The sequence below is a fragment of the Curtobacterium sp. MCBD17_013 genome (assembly GCF_003234565.1).
In the GTDB taxonomy this organism is placed as follows: domain Bacteria; phylum Actinomycetota; class Actinomycetes; order Actinomycetales; family Microbacteriaceae; genus Curtobacterium.
Window position 1 is genome coordinate 265,396 of the sequence record NZ_QKTU01000002.1, and the last position, 18,190, is coordinate 283,585.

The window sequence follows — 18,190 nt, forward strand, 5'->3', positions numbered from 1 at the left end:
TGTTCTCCTTCTCGGGTCCCACCCGAGAAGGGTGGGACTCACTGAGTGATGGGTCTCATTTCGAGCCGCTCATCAGTTGTCCATAAGCCGTTCAGCCTGTTCTGTCGTGTCGAGGTCCCGTGCCGGGTCCTGGCCCGACCGGAGTCGTTCCAGGTACTCGCGGACCGCCGACGTGTCCGGTTCACGATCCAGCCGCAGCGCGCGTCGGAAGGCCCGACGCGAGACGGCCAGCTCGTACGCATCGACCGTCGGGGTGATCCACGCGCCCCGGCCTGGCATGACTGCCTTCGGATCCACCACGACGCGGTCGCCACGGGCGACGACTCGGAGGAGGGAGGATCGGGGTGCACGGCGACGACTGCCGATGCACGTTCTGACGGGTCCCACTCTACTCCCTGCCTCGGACGGACGCGATCCCGGCACGCCAACGAGGCGGTGCGGTCAGCGAACGACCGCGCGCGCTCCGCATCCGGCGCTCAGTCGCCCTCGAGGATGGAGTCCGGCTGGATGTCGATCCGGGCACCGGTCAGCTTCGCCGCGAGGCGGGCGTTCTGCCCCTCTTTCCCGATGGCGAGCGAGAGCTGGTAATCCGGGACGAGGGCGCGGACCGCCTTGGTGGACTTGTCGATCACGAACGAACTCGTGACCTTCGCCGGGGACAGGGCGTTGCCCACGAAGGTCGCGAGGTCCGGCGAGTAATCGACGATGTCGATCTTCTCGGCCCCGAGCTCGTTCGTGACCGAACGGACGCGCTGGCCGAGCTCCCCGATGCACGCACCCTTGGCGTTGACGCCGGGCTCGTTCGCCTTGACCGCGATCTTCGTGCGGTGACCTGCCTCGCGCGCCATGGACACGATCTCGACCACGCCCGACGCGATCTCGGGGACCTCGAGCGCGAAGAGCTTGCGGACGAGACCCGGATGCGTCCGGGACACGGTGATCTGGGGGCCCTTGTGTCCCTTGCCGACACTCGTCACGTACACGCGGAGCCGCTGACCGTGCGGGTAGGTCTCGCCAGGGACCTGCTCCTCGGGCGGGAGGATGGCCTCGATCGTGCCGAGGTCGACGTGCACCATGCGTGGGTTCGGCCCCTGCTGCACGACGCCGGCGACGATGTCACCCTCTTTGCCACGGAACTCGCCGAGGACCTTGTCGTCGCCGATGTCCCGGAGCCGCTGGTTGATGACCTGCTTGGCCGCGAACGCCGCGATGCGACCGAAGTCGTTCGTCTCGTCGACGGACTCACCGACGACGGTGCCGTCGTCGTCACGCTCGGGGACGTAGACACGCACCTGGCCCGACTTGCGGTCGAGCTCCACCCGCGCCTGCGGGTCGGCCGGCTCACCGTTCTCGGCTGCGTGCTTCTGGTACGCGGTGAGGATGGCCTGCTCGATGATGGTGACGAGTTCGTCGAACGGGATCTCCCGCTCCCGTTCCATGAGCCGCAGCACCGCGAGATCGATCTGCATCGAGGGCCTCCAGTATTCAGATGATGGGAAACCCGCGCTCGGACACCGCGCGGAAGGCGGCGTCCAGGATAGCGCACGTCGACCGCCCGCCGGCGCCGCACTTCCTGTCCGACGACCGGGAGGCACGACGCAGGCCCGTCGATCCGGACCGGATCGAGTGGACGGCGCGATCAGATCGCGCGCACGGCCGCGAGCACCTCGGCGACCGGGACCTCGCGACGCTCCCCCGCCGCACGGTCCCACAGCTCCACCACGCCGTCGCCCGCGTTCCGGCCCGCGACGACGACCACCGGGACACCGATGAGCTCGGCGTCACCGAACTTGACACCCGGCGACACCTTCGGCCGGTCGTCGTACAGGACGTCCATCCCGGCGCGCTCGAGCTCGGCGATGATGCCCGACGCGACGTCGTAGGCCACCTGGTCCTTGCCCGTGGCCACGACGTGGACATCGAAGGGGGCGACGTCCTTCGGCCAGACGAGCCCACGGTCGTCGTTGTGCGCCTCGGCGAGGATCGCCATGATGCGCGTGATGCCGATCCCGTAGGAGCCCATCGTCACCGTGGCGAGCTTGCCCCGCTCGTCCTGCACCTTGAGACCGAGCGCCTCGGCGTACTTGCGTCCGAGCTGGAACACGTGCCCGATCTCCATGCCGCGCGCCGTCTCGAGCGGACCCGAGCCGTCGGGAGCGGGGTCCCCCGGTCGCACGTCCGCGACCTCGACGACGCCGTCGGCCACGAAGTCGCGCCCGGCGACGAGCCCCGAGACGTGACGCCCGGCGGTGTTCGCGCCCGTGATCCACGTGGTGCCGTCGACGACCCGCGGATCGAGGAAGTACCGGAGTCCGGTCTCGCTGTCCGCGCCGAGGAACTGCCGCACCGAGCCCTCGGTCCCGTGCCCCGCAGCGGCCTCCTCGATGAACGACGCGGCCGTCGGACCGATGTACCCCTTGACGAGCGACCGGTGCTTCGCGAAGTCCGCGTCCGTCGCGGGCTCCACCTCGGCCGGGGCGAAGGCGACCTCCGCACGCTTCAACTCGACCTCGCGGTCGCCGGGGAGCCCGACGACGACGATCTCGCGCGTGCCGTCGAGGTGGGTGAGCGCGAGCACCACGTTCTTCAGCGTGTCCGATGCGCTCCAGCCGCTTCCGTCGCGCGGCGCCACCGCGTTCGCGTGCTCCACGAGGCTCGCGATCGTCGGCGTCTCGGCCACGGGCAGGAGGACGGGTGCCGGGAGTCCGGTCGTGGGCGACGCCTCGGGCACCGGGGTCGTGTACGCCTCGATGTTCGCCGCGTACCCGCCCGCACTCCGCACGAACGTGTCCTCGCCGACGGCGATCGGGTGCAGGAACTCCTCGCTCCGGCTCCCACCCATCGCGCCGGCGTCCGCCTGCACGATCACGTACTCCAGGCCGAGGCGCGTGAAGATCCGCTCGTAGGCGTCGCGCATGACCTGGTAGCTGGCGTCGAGCCCGGCGTCGTCGATGTCGAACGAGTATGCGTCCTTCATCGTGAACTCGCGCCCGCGGAGCAGACCGGCACGAGGCCGGGCCTCGTCGCGGTACTTGTCCTGGATCTGGAACAGCGTGACCGGCAGGTCCTTGTACGACGAGTACAGGTCCTTGACGATGAGCGCGAACATCTCCTCGTGCGTGGGCGCCAGCAGGTAGTCCGCACCCTTGCGGTCCTGGAGGCGGAAGATCCCGTCCCCGTACTCCGTCCAGCGGTTCGTCGCCTCGTACGGCTCGCGCGGGAGCAGTGCCGGGAAGTGGACCTCTTGTGCGCCTGCGGCGGTCATCTCCTGGCGCACGATGGCCTCGATCCGGCCCTTGACCCGCAGCCCGAGCGGCAGCCAGGCGAAGATGCCGGGCGCCTGCCGACGGATGTAGCCCGCGCGGACGAGCAGCTTGTGGCTCCTCACCTCGGCGTCCGAGGGATCGTCGCGGAGCGTGCGGAGGAAGAGGTGCGAGAGCCGTGTGACCACGCGGAAAGCCTACCGGCCGCGCAGGACGCCCGAGGGGCCCGCAGCAGGACCACCCGCGCGCCGTCCGGTCCGACGCATCTACGCGGTGACGACCTCGGGGCTGCCGACCTCTCCGGCGGGCATCTCGGCCGCGAGGCGGTTCGCCTCGGCGATCAGGGTCTCGACGATCTCGGCCTCGGGCACGGTCTTGATGACCTCGCCCTTGACGAAGATCTGGCCCTTCCCGTTGCCCGACGCCACGCCGAGATCGGCCTCGCGCGCCTCACCCGGTCCGTTGACGACGCAGCCCATGACCGCGACGCGGAGCGGGACCGTCATGCCCTGCAGGCCCTCGGTGACGTCGTTCGCCAGCGTGTAGACGTCGACCTGTGCCCGGCCGCAACTCGGGCACGAGACGATCTCGAGCTTGCGCTCGCGCAGGTTGAGCGACTGCAGGATCTGCAGGCCGACCTTGACCTCTTGCGCGGGCGGTGCGGACAGCGACACGCGGATGGTGTCGCCGATGCCTTCACCGAGGAGGATGCCGAAGGCGGTCGCGCTCTTGATCGTGCCCTGGAACTCCGGTCCGGCCTCGGTGACGCCGAGGTGGAGCGGCCAGTCCCCCCGCTGCGCGAGCAGTCGGTATGCCTGGACCATGACGACCGGGTCGTTGTGCTTGACGGAGATCTTGAAGTCGTGGAAGTCGTGCTCCTCGAACAGCGAGGCCTCCCACACCGCCGACTCGACGAGGGCCTCCGGCGTGGCCTTGCCGTACTTCTGCAGGATGCTGGGCTCGAGCGACCCGGCGTTCACACCGATGCGCAGCGAGACGCCGGCGTCCTTGGCTGCCTTGGCGATCGCACCGACCTGGTCGTCGAACTTGCGGATGTTGCCCGGGTTGACCCGGACGGCCGCGCAGCCCGCGTCGATCGCCTGGAACACGTACTTCGGCTGGAAGTGGATGTCCGCGATCACCGGGATCTGGGACTTCTTCGCGATGATCGGGAGCGCGTCGGCGTCGTCCTGGCTCGGGACCGCCACGCGCACGATGTCGCAGCCGGACGCGGTGAGTTCCGCGATCTGCTGCAGGGTGGCGTTGATGTTCGTGGTCGGCGTCGTGGTCATCGACTGCACACTCACGGGTGCGTCGCCGCCGACGAGGACCTTGCCCACCTTGATCTGGCGCGACTTGCGGCGCGGAGCGAGGGTGACGGGGGCCTTGGGCATACCGAGATTGACTGCTGGCACGGTCGGCAGCCTACGCGTTCCCGGTGACAGCCCGGTGACCGGCGGCCGACAGTCCGCTGTCGGCGTGCCTCCCGGGCCGGGGCGACGGGCGGGGCCGACGGCGGGGCCTCCCGGTCGACCTCAGCCGAACACTCGGACCGGACGCACGATGTCCGCGTAGATGAGGAGCAGGCTCATGCCCCCGAGCAGGACGACGACGGCGAACGTGAGCGGCATCGTCTTGGCCAGGTCGATCGGGCCCGGGTCCCCGCGGCCGAGGAGCTTGGCCGTTCGACGCTTGACGGCCTCCCACAGTGCGCCCGCGACGTGCCCGCCGTCGAGCGGCAGCAGCGGCACGAGGTTGAGCACGAAGAGACCGATGTTGAGCGCGCCGAGCAGCGACAGGATCGTGTAGATCTTGTCGACGACCGGGACGCCGCTCGCCGACGCCACGGTCCCGATGGCGCGGCCGACGCCCACGACGCTCACCGGGCTGTCCTGCGCGCGCTGTTGCGATCCGAACGCGGCGTTCCACACCGCGACGAGTCGCTGCGGCAAGTCGAGGATGAGCGACGCCGACGCCTCGGTCTGTGCCCAGACCGCGGGCAGGACCGCCGCCGGCGACTGCCGGACGAGCGTCTGTCCGATCGAGACGCCGACGACGCCGACGCGTTCCGTCTTCGTGCTGCCGTCCTGCTCCTTCGCCACCGTGCCGTCGGCGCGGTAGACGTCGCGCGTCGCCAGCCGGGGCGTCACGGTGATCGTGCGCCGCTGCCCGTCGCGGAGGACCGTGAGTCGCACGGGCGAGCCGGCCGACCGCTGCAGGATCGTCGTCAGCTCGGTCGTCGAGACATCCGACCGGCCGTCGACCGCGAGCACCGCGTCGCCGGCACGCAGTCCTGCCCGCTTCGCCGGGGACACCGGATCGTCACTCGTGCACCGGGTCGACTGCGACGTCGGCAACACGCACGCGGTCGTGCCCGCGATGCTCGTCGTCGGCGCGCCGAAGCCGCACAGCAGGACCGCGAACAGCACGATGCCGATGACGAGGTTCATGGCCGGGCCCGCGATCATGACGATGATCCGCTTCCACGGTGTCAGTCGGTAGAACGCCCGCTCGTCCCCCTGCTCGGCGATCTGCTCCGCGCTGGCGTCTCGGGCGTCCTGCACCATCGCGCTGTAGAACCCGGTGTTCGTGATCGGTGCGGGTTTGCCGGACGCCCGCGGGGCGAGCATCCCGACCATCGAGATGTAGCCGCCCAGGAGGATCGGCTTGACCCCGTACTCCGTGTCGCCGCGGCGGAACGACCACAGCGTCCGCCCGAACCCGAGCATGTACTGCGTCACCTTGACGCCGAAGAGCTTGGCGAAGAACAGGTGTCCGAGCTCGTGGAGGCCGATCGAGACCAGCAGGCCGACGACGAACACGACGACGCCGAGGACGAACAGGAGCACGGATCCGGGGGTCACCGGGGTAGCGTACGGGACCCTCGCCAAGCAGCAGCCGAGGGACCGCTGAGCGGCGACTGCTCATCGCGGAGTCACCGTGCCGTGTCGGGCATCGACGACGGGTCGGGAGACGGGCGTCCCGCCGGGAGGCGCGGTGTGCGTCAGCGACGCAGCAGACGATCCGCCTCGGCGCGCGCCCACCGCTCGGCCGCGAGCACGCCCTCGAGCGAGGACTCCCCCGCGTCGTGTGCGTCGACGACCCGCTCCACGGTGTCGACGATGTCGAGGAACCCGATCGCGCCCGCGTGGAACGCCCCGACCGCCTGTTCGTTCGCGGCGTTGAACACCGCCGGGTAGGTCCCGCCGCGCTCCCCCACGTGCTTCGCCAGCCGGACGGCGCCGAAGGCGTCCTGGTCGAGCGGCTCGAAGGTCCAGGCGGACGACCGTGTCCAGTCGAGTGGCACGCCGACGCCCGCGACACGGTCGGGCCACCCCAGACCGAGCGCGATCGGCAACCGCATGTCGGGCGGGGAGGCCTGCGCGATCGTCGAGCCGTCGACGAACTCGACCATCGAGTGCACGATCGACTGCGCGTGGACCGTCACGTCGATGCGGTCGTACGGGACCCCGAACAGCAGGTGCGCCTCGATCACCTCGAGGCCCTTGTTGACGAGCGTCGCCGAGTTCGTCGTGACGACGAGACCCATGTCCCACGTCGGGTGCGCGAGTGCCGCGGCCGGGGTCACGTCGGCGAGCTCCGCCCGTGAGCGTCCGCGGAACGGGCCTCCCGAAGCGGTCAGCACGAGCCGGCGGACCTCGGTGGCGGACCCCGCGCGGAGTGCCTGCGCGATCGCGGAGTGCTCGCTGTCGACCGGCACGATCTGACCGGGTGCCGCCGCCGCCTGCACGAGCGGACCCCCGACGATGAGGCTCTCCTTGTTCGCGAGCGCGAGCAGGGCGCCCGTCTCGAGGACCGCGAGCGTCGGGCCGAGCCCGACCGACCCGGTGATGCCGTTGAGCACGACGTCCGCCTCGACGGCACGAACCAGCCGTTGGGCGTCGGCCGCGCCGAACGCGACCTCGGTCACGCCGAACCGCTCGGCCTGCTCGGACGCCAGTGCGCGGTTGGTGCCGGCCACGAGGCCGACGACCTCGAACCGATCCGGGTTGCGTGCGACCACGTCGAGGGCCTGGGTGCCGATCGACCCCGTGCTCCCGAGGACGACGACCCGACGCTTGCCGTCCGGGTGCGCGCTCGATCCGGCGCTCGTCACGCTCAGCCCTTGGCGAGGATGTCGACGACGAACACGAGGGGCGCGTTCTTCGGGATGTTCGATCCCTCGGGCGGGTTCGCACCGTACGCGTCCGCGGCCGGGATGGCGATCATCACCTGGGAGCCGACCTTCTGGCCGACGAGGCCGGTCACGAACCCCGCGATGAGCTGGCCGTCCTGCACGGTGAAGCTCGCCGGCTGTCCGCGCTTCCAGGTGGAGTCGAAGACCTTGCCGGTCGCGTAGACCTCGCCCTTGTACTGCACGAGCACGGTGTCACCCTTGGCGACCGTGTCACCCGAGCCGAGCTTGATCACCTCGGTCGTCGTCTTGGCGGGCGCAGCCGTCTTCGGGATCGTGATGGTCGGCTCGCCGCTCGAGGCGTCCTTGACGGTGGGGAGGGAGGGGTCCTGCGTCTGCGGGTGCCCGGTCGACTTCTTGGCGGTCGTGCCGATGACGTCCGCCACCACGACGATCTGGCCGGTGGTGCCGAACCCGAGCGCCTTGCTCGAACCCACCATGGCCAGGCGCGACCCCGCGTTCGCGCAGCCGAGGACCTGACCGAACCCGGTGCCACCGACCGAGAGCACCTGTGGGTCGCCCTGATCGAACCCGACGGAGCCGAGCTTCTTCGCCGTCTTCGCCTGGTACACGGAGTACGAGACCTTGATGAAGTCGCCGTCGGCGAGCGCCTTGCCGCCACCCTTGACGACGCGCGACGCCTGCGTGGGGCTCGCCGACAGACCCTTGGCGAACGTGACCTTCGGCGCGGTCGTCCCGCCGAAGTCCCCCGAGACCCGGATGCTGCGCGACGCGGAGCCGGGCGACGGGCAGGCCGCCGACGACGAGCTCGCGCTGGCCGAGCTGGAGGCACCACCACCCGACCCGGACGAGGAACACGCGGCGAGGCCGAGGACGACCGCCGGGACGATCAGGAACGGGACGAGACGGAGACGCTTCACGAGGACCTTCGGTTGGGGTTGAGGTGCGTTCGGGCGGACGACGACCGCTTCGACCGGACCAGTCTGCCGCACCGTTCCCGTGTGCTCGTCAGCGCACGCGGATCACGGGCTCGTGCCGGACCGGGAACGAAACGGACCGGGCGATGAAGCACAGGGACGAGGCCCGGGCGTGCGCGGCGGTCGCGTCGGCCACGCGGTCCGGCTCGAGGATGGTGACCACGGGTCGGAGCAGCGCGTCGGTGAGCTCGCCGGAACCGTCGGGGTGGACGTCGAGGTGCCCGGTGGCGCGGTCCTCGTACTCGACGACGGTGATCCCGGCGAGCGCGGCGACGTGGAGATAGCTCAGCATGTGGCACTGGGCGAGCGCCGCCACGAGGAGGTCTTCGGGGTTCCAGCGGTCCGCATCGCCGCGGAAGGGCTGCGCCGCCGAGCCGGGAAGGTCCGGTTTGCCCGCCGCGGACACCACGTGGTCGCGGCCGTAGGCACGGTGGTCGGACGTGCCGGTCCCCCGGTCGCCGGTCCACCGGACCTCGACGGTGTGGTCGTGGTCGAGCATGGAGCCTCCTGCCGAGGGGGTGTGACACCGCGGTTACACTCCCCATCATGCCGGGAACCGCCGACGTCCGCTCCGACCGCCACCCCCTCACCGCGGACGGGTCGGTCGAGCTGGCCGTCGTGTCCCGCTCGGGCTTCGACGAGAGCCGGCACGTCGGCGTCGGCGTGGTCGTCGACGCGGACGGGCGGATGGTGGACGTGGTGGGCGACGCAGCCGCGAGCGTCTGGACGCGGAGCACGCTGAAGCCGTTCCAGGCGATCGCGGTCCGTCGGACGGGCGCGCGGTTCGAGGGAGCGCAGCTCGTGCTCAGCACCGCGAGCCACGCCGGTACGCCCGCGCACCAGGAGGTCGCCGCGGCGATGCTCGCCGCATGGGGTCACGACGAGGACACGTTGGGATGCCCCCCGGACTTCCCCTTCGACGGCGCGACCGCACGACGGATGACCGCACCCCGTCGTCTGGCGATGAACTGCTCCGGCAAGCACGCGGCGATGCTGGCCGCCTGCGCACTGAACGGATGGGACCGGTCGACCTACCTCGCCGTGGACCACCCGCTGCAGCGCGTGGTGGTCGACACGGTGGAGGACCTGACCCGTGAGTCGGTCGACGTCGTCGGCGTGGACGGCTGCGGTGCGCCCGTCGTCCCGCTGACCCTGCACGGCCTGGCCCGCGGCATCGCGACCGTCGTCGGCCCGACGGACGCGGACGGTCGGGCGTTGACGACGGCCGTGCTCGCGGAGCCGTGGGCGATCGACGGGCCGGGTCGCGCCAACACCCTCACCATCGAGCGTCTCGGGGTGTTGGCGAAGCTCGGTGCCGAGGGCGTCATGGTCATGGGGGTACCCGGCTCCGGTGCGGTCGCCGTGAAGGTGCTCGACGGATCACAGCGCGCCGGCACGCTCGCGGCGCTGACGCTGCTCGCCCGTTCCGGCATGGTCGACCCCGACGACGCGCGCGCCGTCATCGCGGCGTCCGTCCCGTCGGTCCTCGGTGGTGGGCAGCGCGTCGGGGGCGTGCGGCCCGGGCGCGGCCTCGTGGCCTGAGGTCGCGGGCGACGGACGGGGCTCGACCGGCGGTCGGCCTGGGACCGGCGGCAACACCGGCACGATGCCATCGGCACCGTCCGCCACGAGGTCGGTCGGCTCGACGGACCCGCCGGGCAGCAGACGGCAGCCCCCGGCGTCCACGAGCAGCCGGGTCCGGACGGCGGGCGGCACGTCGGCGCGCGTCGGGGCGAGGACGACCCAGCCGAGCGCGCCCGGCGGACCGTGCCTGGGGTGCACGACGGCCACCGCGGTCCCGTCCGGCGTCCAGCCGAGCGCACCGGCGGGCGGCCGCCCGGCGGCCGGCAGGCCCGACACCACGTCGTCGCCCACGCTCCGGATCTCGACGTGCTCGCCTCCGGCGCCGTCGGCCAGCGCCGTCACGACCGCACGGAACACGGCGCGTGCGGCGACGCCCCGGCCGACGACCGCGAGGCCGCCGGCCACGTCGGCGACGACGGCGGACCAGCCGATGACCTCGTCAGGCACGCCGTCGACGCGGTCCCGCATCGCACCGATCCGGGGCGCTGCCCCGCTTCGCTCCGGCCGGTGACCGAGGAGCACGGGCAACCGACCGAGGTCCTGAGCATGCTGGGCACGGTCGATGTCGAGGCCGGGTGCGCCATCGGGAGTGGACGGTGCCGGACCCGCCCGCCCCGTCGGAGACGGTCCGCCACCCGGCCGACGCGACGCCCAGCGGACGGCCACGAGCGCGGCTGTGGAGGCGATGACACCGACGATGCGGGAGACGGCGGCATCAGCCGTCCCCGAGAGCGCGGACACGGCGCTGCCCAGGGCGACCACCGCCGTGGCGAGGGCCAGGACGGCGCGGCCACGGCCCTCCTGACCGTTCTGCATGGCACGAGCGTGACGCACACCGGACGCGACCCCGGCACCGAGGGGGGCGCGCGGTGTGGGACCTCCGGATCCCCGCCGTCTGTGGAGGAGGAGCGTCGCGGGTCCTGACCTCGCGTGTTCTCGGATCCGGTCGTCGGCAGGGTCGACACCGCGACCCGTACGTGGACGCCGAGCCGCGTCGGGAGGGTTCAGGCCGCGTGCCCCTGGTCCCCGGTAGTGGGGCTCGACGATCGCGCGCGAGGCCGCGCCGACGTGCTCGTGTGCGACCATCGCGGCATCGACGCCCTCGACGCCCTCGGCGCCCTCGACGGACGAGCTCTTGTACAGGGTCGGCTGATGCGCCCGCGACGAACGCCCCGCCGATCGGGAGCCCTCGAGCGCGCGATGGCGGAAGCGCGGATCGACCGCTCGGTGGAACCGACCGCGGATCGCCGGGACGAAGGCCGAGTCGAGGGACACCACGACGCCAGCACGTCATCCCGGCCCCCGAAGGCCCCGTCCGCTCCGCCCGACGCGGCGCCGTCCGCCTACTGCACCAGGAAGAACTGCTCGCCGATGTCGACCCGCGCCCCGCGCTCGACTCGGTAGCGGCGTCCGGGCTCACACCGGCGGATGCTGCCGTCGATGTGCCGGATCACCGTGCCGTTGCCGGAGAACCGGTCGGACACCCACAGGTCGTCGCCCTCCCGCCCCAACTCGAGGTGCGTCTTCGACACCGACTTGCCGGGGTCGACGATCGTGATGACCTCGTCGATCCGCTCACCCGGCTCGGGCCGCGGGAGGCGTCCGAGCAGCCCGGAACCGACGAGTCCGACCCGCTCGCCCGTGCTGAAGTGCAGGACGACGGGAGCGCGCTGGGGCGAACGGGCGACGATGCGTGTCGCCTCGACGTCCTCGCCGTCATCGTCCTGCCGCCGTCGGCTCCACGTGCGGAGGGTGTCCTCGGCGACGGGCGACGGTGGGATGGGCGGGAGCGTCGGGCGCAGCGGTGCGGCCGCGGGCGGCTCGTCGAGGCGACCCGGCATCGGCGGGAGGTCGTCCGACGGCGCTGAGGCGGCGTGTCCGGCACGCATCCGGGACGCCGGATCCGGCACGTCAAGGGGTGCTGCGTCTCCGGAGTCGGCCTGCGGCAGCGGCTGCGCGTCAGCCACGTGGTCCGCGTCGGCGACCTGGTCCGGGTCGGTGACCTGGTCCGGGTCGCCCTGGTCCGCCTCGGCGTCCTGGTCCGCCTCGGCGTCCTGGGGCGCGTCGGCCTGGGACGCGTCGGTGTCCTGGTCGGGGTCGGGAGCGTCTACAGCGTCGGACCCGGCGTCGGTACTGGCCTCGTCCGCGCTCCCGGACACGGGGTCCGAGTCGTCCACGATCGACCAGTCGGGTCGCTCCATCGGGAGCGGCACCACGGGGCCCGTGTACGCCGCGGTCACGGCCGGCACGACGGCGCCGCACTCCTCGCAGAAGATGTCGTCCGGCTCGAGGGGGTGCCCGCACACGTGGCACGTCGCTCCCTGCGCTCCCGGCGCCACGAGCGGCACGGGGCGTGGCGCGACGCGCCGCTCCGGGAAGGGCATGATGACCGCGGTGTCGCCCGGTCCCGGGACGTCCGTGGTGACGCGGGCTGCCCGGGATCGCGAGTCGTCGTCCCGGGTGCGATCGTCCTGGCCACGGGCGTTCCCGCGGCCCTCGAGTCCGTCGTGACCCTCTGCATGGCCGTGCCCCTCGGATCCGTCCTGACCCGCGGCCGCGTCATGACCGCTCGCGGCTGCGTCATGACCGCGCCCGGCGTCGTCCGCACGGCCGTCCACGGCGGCGGGAGCGTCTCCCGCGTTCGAGCGCTCCCCCGGCACCGCGTCGTCGTCTCGGTCCACCGGGTCGGCTTCGGTGCCGGAAACGGCTGCGGTGTCGGCATCGTGGCCCGCATCAGCCGCTGCGGTGGGCCGGTTCCGCCCGACCCACCACGTGGGAGCGGCGGGTTCGGGAACGACCGGATCGGGGACGCGGCGCTGCGGCGTGGGCGGCGCGACGAGCGTCACCTCGGGGTCCTCGTCGAGCTGATCCGCCCGGGTGGCCGCACCGGGTGCGTCCACCGGAGCGCCGTCGCCGACCCGACCGGCCCGGTCGTCCGGGCGGTCGTCGACCGGAACGGGCCGGATGCGGTCCGGGTCGAGCGAGGGTTCCGTGGGTCGGCCGGCCCAGCTCGCGAGACCGCTGTCCGAGCCGTTCACATGGCTCGGTGCGCTCCGCGGCGCGAACCGACGGTCGCCGTCGTCGTCCGGGTCGTGCGGGCGCCGGATCTCGTCCCCACCGCGACCGGACTCGTCGCGCCGGTCGGACGCGCCCGTGAGCCAGGCACGCGTCGCGGGGTCGAGCGTGGTCTCCGGCAGCCAGGCATCGGCCGCGGGGTCCGGTCGCCCGGCCGAGGGGGCCGGCGGACGGAGCGGCGGTGGTTGCGGGGCGCGTCCGGGCTCCGGTTCGACGGAGCGACGTGCCGTCGCCACCGACACCGACCGACCACACTCACCGCAGATGATGGCCCCGTCCGGGAGCGGCGATCCGCAGTGCTCACATCTGATCACTCGTGACCTCTGTCCTCGTTCGAACTCCCGCCATGCTACCCAGCGGAACCCGGCGTCGAGGACGACCGAGCCGGAGCGGACGCGCGCGGCGACCGTGGCCGACGGAGGGAACGGAGCGACGTGGCGGCCCGGAACCGCTGCCACCGCGTCCGGCCGTCCTGCAGCGCCCGCACCGCGGTGTCGGTCGCGGACCACATGCGGTCCGCCGTGGCACCGTCCGCGTCGGCGGGGCCGAACACGACCCGGTCGGCGAGCGCGGCCAATCCCGCTGCCGCCGGGTCCGGTGCCATGCCCGCGACGTCCCGCCGTGTGGCCGCACGTCCGATCGGGACGCCTCGGTCGGTCAGGGCGTCGCGGTACTCGTCCCAGGCGCCGACGACCCGTGCGCGGCCCGTGGGAGCACGGCGGCGGCGACGTCGACGCAGGCGTTTGCGGGCGACGACCACGGCGAACGGCAGTGCGACGAGCGCCGCGACGGCCAGCACCCCGATGACCCAGGGCAGCGCCGCCAGCAGGATCCGGAGCCACAGCGGCGCCTCCGGCGGGGTACCGCGGTCGCTCTGTGGCGGGGTCTGGGTGTCCTGGTCCTCCTGTGCCGCGGGCGGTGGCGGGACGACCGTCTCGGGTCGCGTGACGGGCTGCGGGGTCTGGTCCTGGTCCTCGGGGATCGCCCGGACGGGCGGGTTCGGGTCGATCATGACCCAGCCGTACTGGGCGGTGTCGACCTCGATCCGAGCAGTGACGTCCGAACCGCGGAAGGTCATCCGACCGGTGTCGACGCGGTCGGCCCCGGAACCGCCCGACGGGAACCCGAGGACCACCCGTGCCGGGAACCCGAGGTCCTGCGCCATGAGGGACGCGGCGACGGCGTACTGTTCGCCGTCCCCGATCATGAGCGGCGCGGTGAGGAGCTCGGTGATGCGGTCGGCACCATGGCCCGAACGGCTCGGTCGGTCGTCGCCCACACCGTGGCTGACGTACCCGTGCGTGCGCAGCGCCGCGATCACCGCTGCGAGCTTGCGACCCGTGCCGGTGACGCCCTTCGTCGTCGCGGCGACGGTGTCCGACACGGCCTCGGGGACCTGTGTCGGGGTCGGGACCCGAGCAGCACCGGGGCGCGCGCCGGCGAGCTCCGCTGCGGACGGTCGGGCGGGGACCACCGCGGTCAGCGAGTAGGCGGTCCCGCGGCCCACTCCGCCGATGACGGCCGCGGTGCCGGTGCTCCGGTCGTAGTAGAACGCGTTCCGTTCGGCATCGGCGTGGGAGCCGGTGAACCGGATCTGTTCGAGGTCACCGACCGTGGGCACCCAGACCCCGCCGTACCCGCGTACCTGCACGTCGACGTGCACCCGGCGGCCTCGGACACCGCTCGTGTCGACGGACGTCGGGACCCGACTGAACGTGCCGGACGCGGAGGCACCCGACGGCCCGCCGACGGAGTACACGACGCCGTCGTAGGTGTCGAGCGTCGCGATCCGGACGAAACCGTCGGCCGGGAGCCCGGTGACGGTGAGCTGCGGGGCGTCCGCGGTTCCCGCCTCCTCGTACGCGCGGAACCCGCTCAACGGGCTGACGTAGTCGCGGGGGTCGAACGGCGGGACGACGCTGCTCCGTGCGACGCGGCGGTCGGCGTGCGGGGTCGCGAGCACCCCGACCCCACTCGCGAGGACCCCGGCGGCGACGATGGTCGCGAGTCCCACGAGCGACGGGCGCACGATCGACCGACCGACGTGGACCCGGCTCCCGGCGGTCCCCGCGACCGCGACCGCGCGACGCACCCGCCGGGACACGAGCGCCCACGCCAGGGCCGCCCCCACGAGCACGACGCCGGACACCACGGGGTAGGCGAGCCGCGTGGGGCCGACGAGGACGCCGACCGCGAAGAACGCGAGCGGTGGGAGCGCCGCGATCTCCGGACGGGGCGTCCGGACGGCGATGGTCACGCCGACGACGACGACGACGAGCGCGGACGCGAAGTAGGGCACGAGGAGCGCCTCGTAGTCGCCCACCGGCGGCCCGATGGTGAGCAGGCGCTTCCACCCGAGGGCGACCGATGAGAACAGGTCCACGAGACCGGCCGGAGTCGGCAGGACCCCGGCTGCCTCGGTCGGGACCGCGGCGGGCACGCCGACGAGGGTGAACGCCGCCACCGTCAGCGCCAGGAGCACCGGGCCGGGGAGGCGCCACCACGAGCCCGCCAGCGCGATCAGCGCCCCGGCGACCACCGCCGCGACGCCGGCCCCCACCATGGCGGACGACCGGTAGAGCGGCCACCACGCGACACTCGCGAGGCCCACGAGCAGCACGACCACGAGCGTGCCGCCGACGACGCGCAGGACCGCGGGGCGCCGCTGCCGGCGCTCGCGCTCCGCCCGGCGCGAGGAGACGTCGGCGGCGGCCGCGACCGGCTGGGCGCTCACGCCGCTGCCGATCGTCGCAGGGCGTGCCGGAGGTCTTCGAGGTACCCGATCGTGATGACGGTGAGTCCGGGCACCCGGACGACACGGGGCGGCGACTCGGTCTCGCAGATCACCGCGACGACCTCGACGCCGACGGGGAACCGGGTCGCGGCGAGCCGCAGCGCACCGAGTCCGACGGCGGAGCCCACGACGAGGAAGGCGACGGACGTCCCGACGCTGTCGTCACCGACGATCCGGGCCACCTCGCTGGTGGGCAGGGAGGCATCGGAGGCCGCGACGCGCGCGAAGTCGTCGAGCAGCAGCGACGGCGATCGTGTCGTCAGCGGGTGCACCGCGTACACCCGACGCCGCGCGAACTCCGGTGTCCGCGCTGACACGACCACGGTGACCTCGCGACCGTCGCGGATGGCGCGGTCGCCGAGGGACGCCGCAGCGCTCACGGCGAGCTCGAACTCGTCGTCGTCGCCGAACTCGCTCCGGGCCGTCCCGAGCGCGACCACGAGGTGCGATCGGCGTGTCTCCTCGAACTGACGGACCATGAGCGCGCCGGTCTTGGCGGTCGACTTCCAGTGCACCGTGCGCGGGTCGTCGCCCGGCTGGTACTCGCGGATGGCGTGGAACGCGATGTCCGCGGGCGACAGGTCGCGCGTGACCTGCCCTTCGAGGTCGCGGACGAGACCGGTGCTGGTGGACGGGATCGCGATCGTGCGCGGGTGCACGATCACCTGCTCCCGCTGCGTCCAGACGACCTCGCGTCGGACGAGGCCGACCGGGTCGGCACGGACGCCCCGGACGGGCCCGACGTCGAGGACGCCGCGGCGGAGGGTCGGGACCGGGACCTCCCGCTCGACCGTGTCCTGCGGGGCGATGCCCGGCAACGCGACGTCGACGAGTCCGGGTCCGACGGGGACCTCGACGCTCGTGGCGATCGTGGGCACGCGGCCCGGGTTCTCCGCCGTGATCCGGACCGTGGCCGTGCCCCCCACCGCGACCCTGCGGGTGGGCAGGTGCATCCGGACGGCCAGGCGCGACCGCCCGACCAACGCGACGAGCGCCACGACCGCGAGCACGACACCGGTCCAGCCGACGGCGACGACCTCACGCAGCCCGTACCGGTACCCGAGGACGAGCGCGACCGCCGTGAGCACCGCCACGGTCCAGCCGAGTCCGGTGACGACCGACGCGACCTGCCCCCCGACCCGCGCGCCGAGCCTCCCGACCGCTCGTGCGAGACGCGCCGCGCCCGCCACGGCGTCCGCCACCCCGCCTCGGGAGCCGCCGACCAGGTGGGTGCGCGCGTTCGTCGCGCCGAGCGTCGCGGTCCGTTCGACGCCCGGGCGACGCGACCGGGTCCCTCCCGGTCGACGGGACGCCGTCCCGGTCGGGGCCCGGTCGCGGGTGGCGCGGTCGGTCACGGAGCCACCCGGTCCACGGGCGGCGGTGTCTCGACCACGAGCTGCGCGACGACGCTCGTCGTGCTGACACCGTCGAACTCCGCCTCGGCGTCGAGCACGATCCGGTGTGCCAGGACCGGCTCGGCCAGCGCCTTGACGTCGTCGGGGGTCACGTAGTGCCGTCCGCTGAGCGCGGCGAAGACGCGGGCTGCTCGCATGAGCCCCATCGCGCCCCGCACGCTGACGCCGAGACGCACCTCACTCGCCGCTCGGGTCCCGTCGACGAGTCGCGCGACGTAGTCCGCGATGACGGGGTCGACGTGGACGGTGCGGGCGAGCGCGGCCATCTCGGTGATCGTGGCGGCGGGCACGACGCTCGCGAGCGGCACCGACGCGGAGGGTGCGGACGGGGTCTCGAGGATCCGCACGGTCGCCGCGTGGTCCGGGTACCCGATCGACGTCTTCATGAGGAAGCGGTCGAGCTGTGCCTCGGGCAGACGGTAGGTTCCCGCCTGTTCGATCGGGTTCTGCGTGGCGATGACCATGAACGGTGCGGCGAGACGATGCGTCACCCCGTCCACGGTCACGGCGGACTCCTCCATCGCCTCGAGGAGCGCGGACTGTGTCTTCGGGCTCGCCCGGTTGATCTCGTCGGCGAGCACGACGTTGGCGAACACCGGACCGCGGTGGAACTCGAACTCGCTCGTGCGCTGGTCGTACACGCTGATGCCCGTGATGTCGCCCGGCAGCAGGTCGGGCGTGAACTGGATCCGGGCAGTCGAACCCTGCACGCTCTGCGCGAGCGCTCGGGCCATGCTCGTCTTGCCCGTGCCCGGGACGTCCTCGAGCAGCAGGTGCCCCTCGCTCAGCATCGCCGTCACCGCGAGTCGGATCACGAAGGTCTTGCCGAGCAGCACCTGCTCGACGTTCGTGACGATGCGGCCGGCGACGTCGGCGAACCAGGTCGCCTGCTCGGGGGTCATGCTCATGCGGATGTCGTTCCTCTG

General features: G+C 72.7%; 13 protein-coding genes. 1 reads left to right on the forward strand and 12 read right to left on the reverse strand.

The window, feature by feature from the left end; all coding sequences use genetic code 11:
* Window positions 1-72: 72 nt before the first annotated feature.
* The 8 genes from DEI81_RS03825 to DEI81_RS03860 form a co-directional block, all read right to left on the reverse strand.
* On the reverse strand, window positions 73-423 hold the full coding sequence (locus tag DEI81_RS03825; protein ID WP_309146663.1) for a YlxR family protein: 351 nt from the start codon (window positions 421-423) through the stop codon (window positions 73-75).
* A gap of 53 nt (window positions 424-476) precedes the next feature.
* On the reverse strand, window positions 477-1,469 hold the full coding sequence (gene nusA / locus DEI81_RS03830; protein ID WP_111009174.1) for a transcription termination factor NusA: 993 nt from the start codon (window positions 1,467-1,469) through the stop codon (window positions 477-479).
* 170 nt (window positions 1,470-1,639) lie between these two features.
* Window positions 1,640-3,451 carry a proline--tRNA ligase gene (locus DEI81_RS03835; RefSeq protein WP_111009175.1) on the reverse strand — a complete coding sequence of 604 codons (1,812 nt, stop codon included), beginning with the start codon at window positions 3,449-3,451 and terminating at the stop codon, window positions 1,640-1,642.
* 78 nt (window positions 3,452-3,529) lie between these two features.
* Window positions 3,530-4,678, reverse strand: a complete 1,149-nt coding sequence (ispG, locus tag DEI81_RS03840) for a flavodoxin-dependent (E)-4-hydroxy-3-methylbut-2-enyl-diphosphate synthase (protein WP_181434785.1) — start codon at window positions 4,676-4,678, stop codon at window positions 3,530-3,532.
* 120 nt (window positions 4,679-4,798) lie between these two features.
* Complete coding sequence (locus DEI81_RS03845; protein WP_258368477.1) at window positions 4,799-6,127, reverse strand: RIP metalloprotease; 1,329 nt, start codon at window positions 6,125-6,127, stop codon at window positions 4,799-4,801.
* Window positions 6,128-6,267: 140 nt separating this feature from the next.
* The gene (locus DEI81_RS03850; protein ID WP_111009178.1) at window positions 6,268-7,380 is read right to left on the reverse strand and encodes a 1-deoxy-D-xylulose-5-phosphate reductoisomerase; all 1,113 of its coding nucleotides are present in this window, start codon (window positions 7,378-7,380) and stop codon (window positions 6,268-6,270) included.
* A 2-nt stretch (window positions 7,381-7,382) separates the two neighbouring features.
* On the reverse strand, window positions 7,383-8,339 hold the full coding sequence (locus tag DEI81_RS03855; protein ID WP_146244008.1) for an FKBP-type peptidyl-prolyl cis-trans isomerase: 957 nt from the start codon (window positions 8,337-8,339) through the stop codon (window positions 7,383-7,385).
* 88 nt (window positions 8,340-8,427) lie between these two features.
* Window positions 8,428-8,895, reverse strand: coding sequence for an OsmC family protein (locus tag DEI81_RS03860; protein ID WP_111009180.1), 468 nt, complete (start codon window positions 8,893-8,895; stop codon window positions 8,428-8,430).
* Window positions 8,896-8,942: 47 nt separating this feature from the next.
* Here DEI81_RS03860 and DEI81_RS03865 point away from each other — a divergent pair, with 47 nt between their 5' ends.
* Window positions 8,943-9,938, forward strand: a complete 996-nt coding sequence (locus DEI81_RS03865) for an asparaginase (RefSeq protein ID WP_111009181.1) — start codon at window positions 8,943-8,945, stop codon at window positions 9,936-9,938.
* 1,385 nt (window positions 9,939-11,323) lie between these two features.
* On the opposite strand, the gene DEI81_RS03870 is transcribed toward DEI81_RS03865, so the two are convergent.
* From DEI81_RS03870 to DEI81_RS03885, 4 genes are all read right to left on the reverse strand, one after another.
* Window positions 11,324-13,297 (reverse strand): FHA domain-containing protein, encoded by a 1,974-nt coding sequence (locus DEI81_RS03870; RefSeq protein ID WP_146244009.1) that lies wholly within the window; start codon window positions 13,295-13,297, stop codon window positions 11,324-11,326.
* Between the two features lie 107 nt (window positions 13,298-13,404).
* Complete coding sequence (locus DEI81_RS03875) at window positions 13,405-15,789, reverse strand: transglutaminase domain-containing protein (RefSeq protein WP_111009183.1); 2,385 nt, start codon at window positions 15,787-15,789, stop codon at window positions 13,405-13,407.
* A complete protein-coding gene (locus DEI81_RS03880) occupies window positions 15,786-17,204 on the reverse strand; it encodes a DUF58 domain-containing protein (RefSeq protein WP_111009184.1) in 1,419 nt (472 codons plus the stop codon). The genes DEI81_RS03875 and DEI81_RS03880 overlap by 4 nt, the downstream gene beginning before the upstream one ends.
* Window positions 17,201-18,172 carry a MoxR family ATPase gene (locus DEI81_RS03885; protein ID WP_111009185.1) on the reverse strand — a complete coding sequence of 324 codons (972 nt, stop codon included), beginning with the start codon at window positions 18,170-18,172 and terminating at the stop codon, window positions 17,201-17,203. The genes DEI81_RS03880 and DEI81_RS03885 overlap by 4 nt, the downstream gene beginning before the upstream one ends.
* Window positions 18,173-18,190: the final 18 nt, after the last annotated feature.

Coding starts and splice junctions, on each gene's coding strand:
- DEI81_RS03860 (WP_111009180.1), bottom strand. CDS start 8,895: ATGCTCGACCACGACCACACCGTCGAGGTCCGGTGGACCGGCGACCGG.
- DEI81_RS03865 (WP_111009181.1), top strand. CDS start 8,943: ATGCCGGGAACCGCCGACGTCCGCTCCGACCGCCACCCCCTCACCGCG.
- nusA (WP_111009174.1), bottom strand. CDS start 1,469: ATGCAGATCGATCTCGCGGTGCTGCGGCTCATGGAACGGGAGCGGGAG.
- DEI81_RS03885 (WP_111009185.1), bottom strand. CDS start 18,172: ATGAGCATGACCCCCGAGCAGGCGACCTGGTTCGCCGACGTCGCCGGC.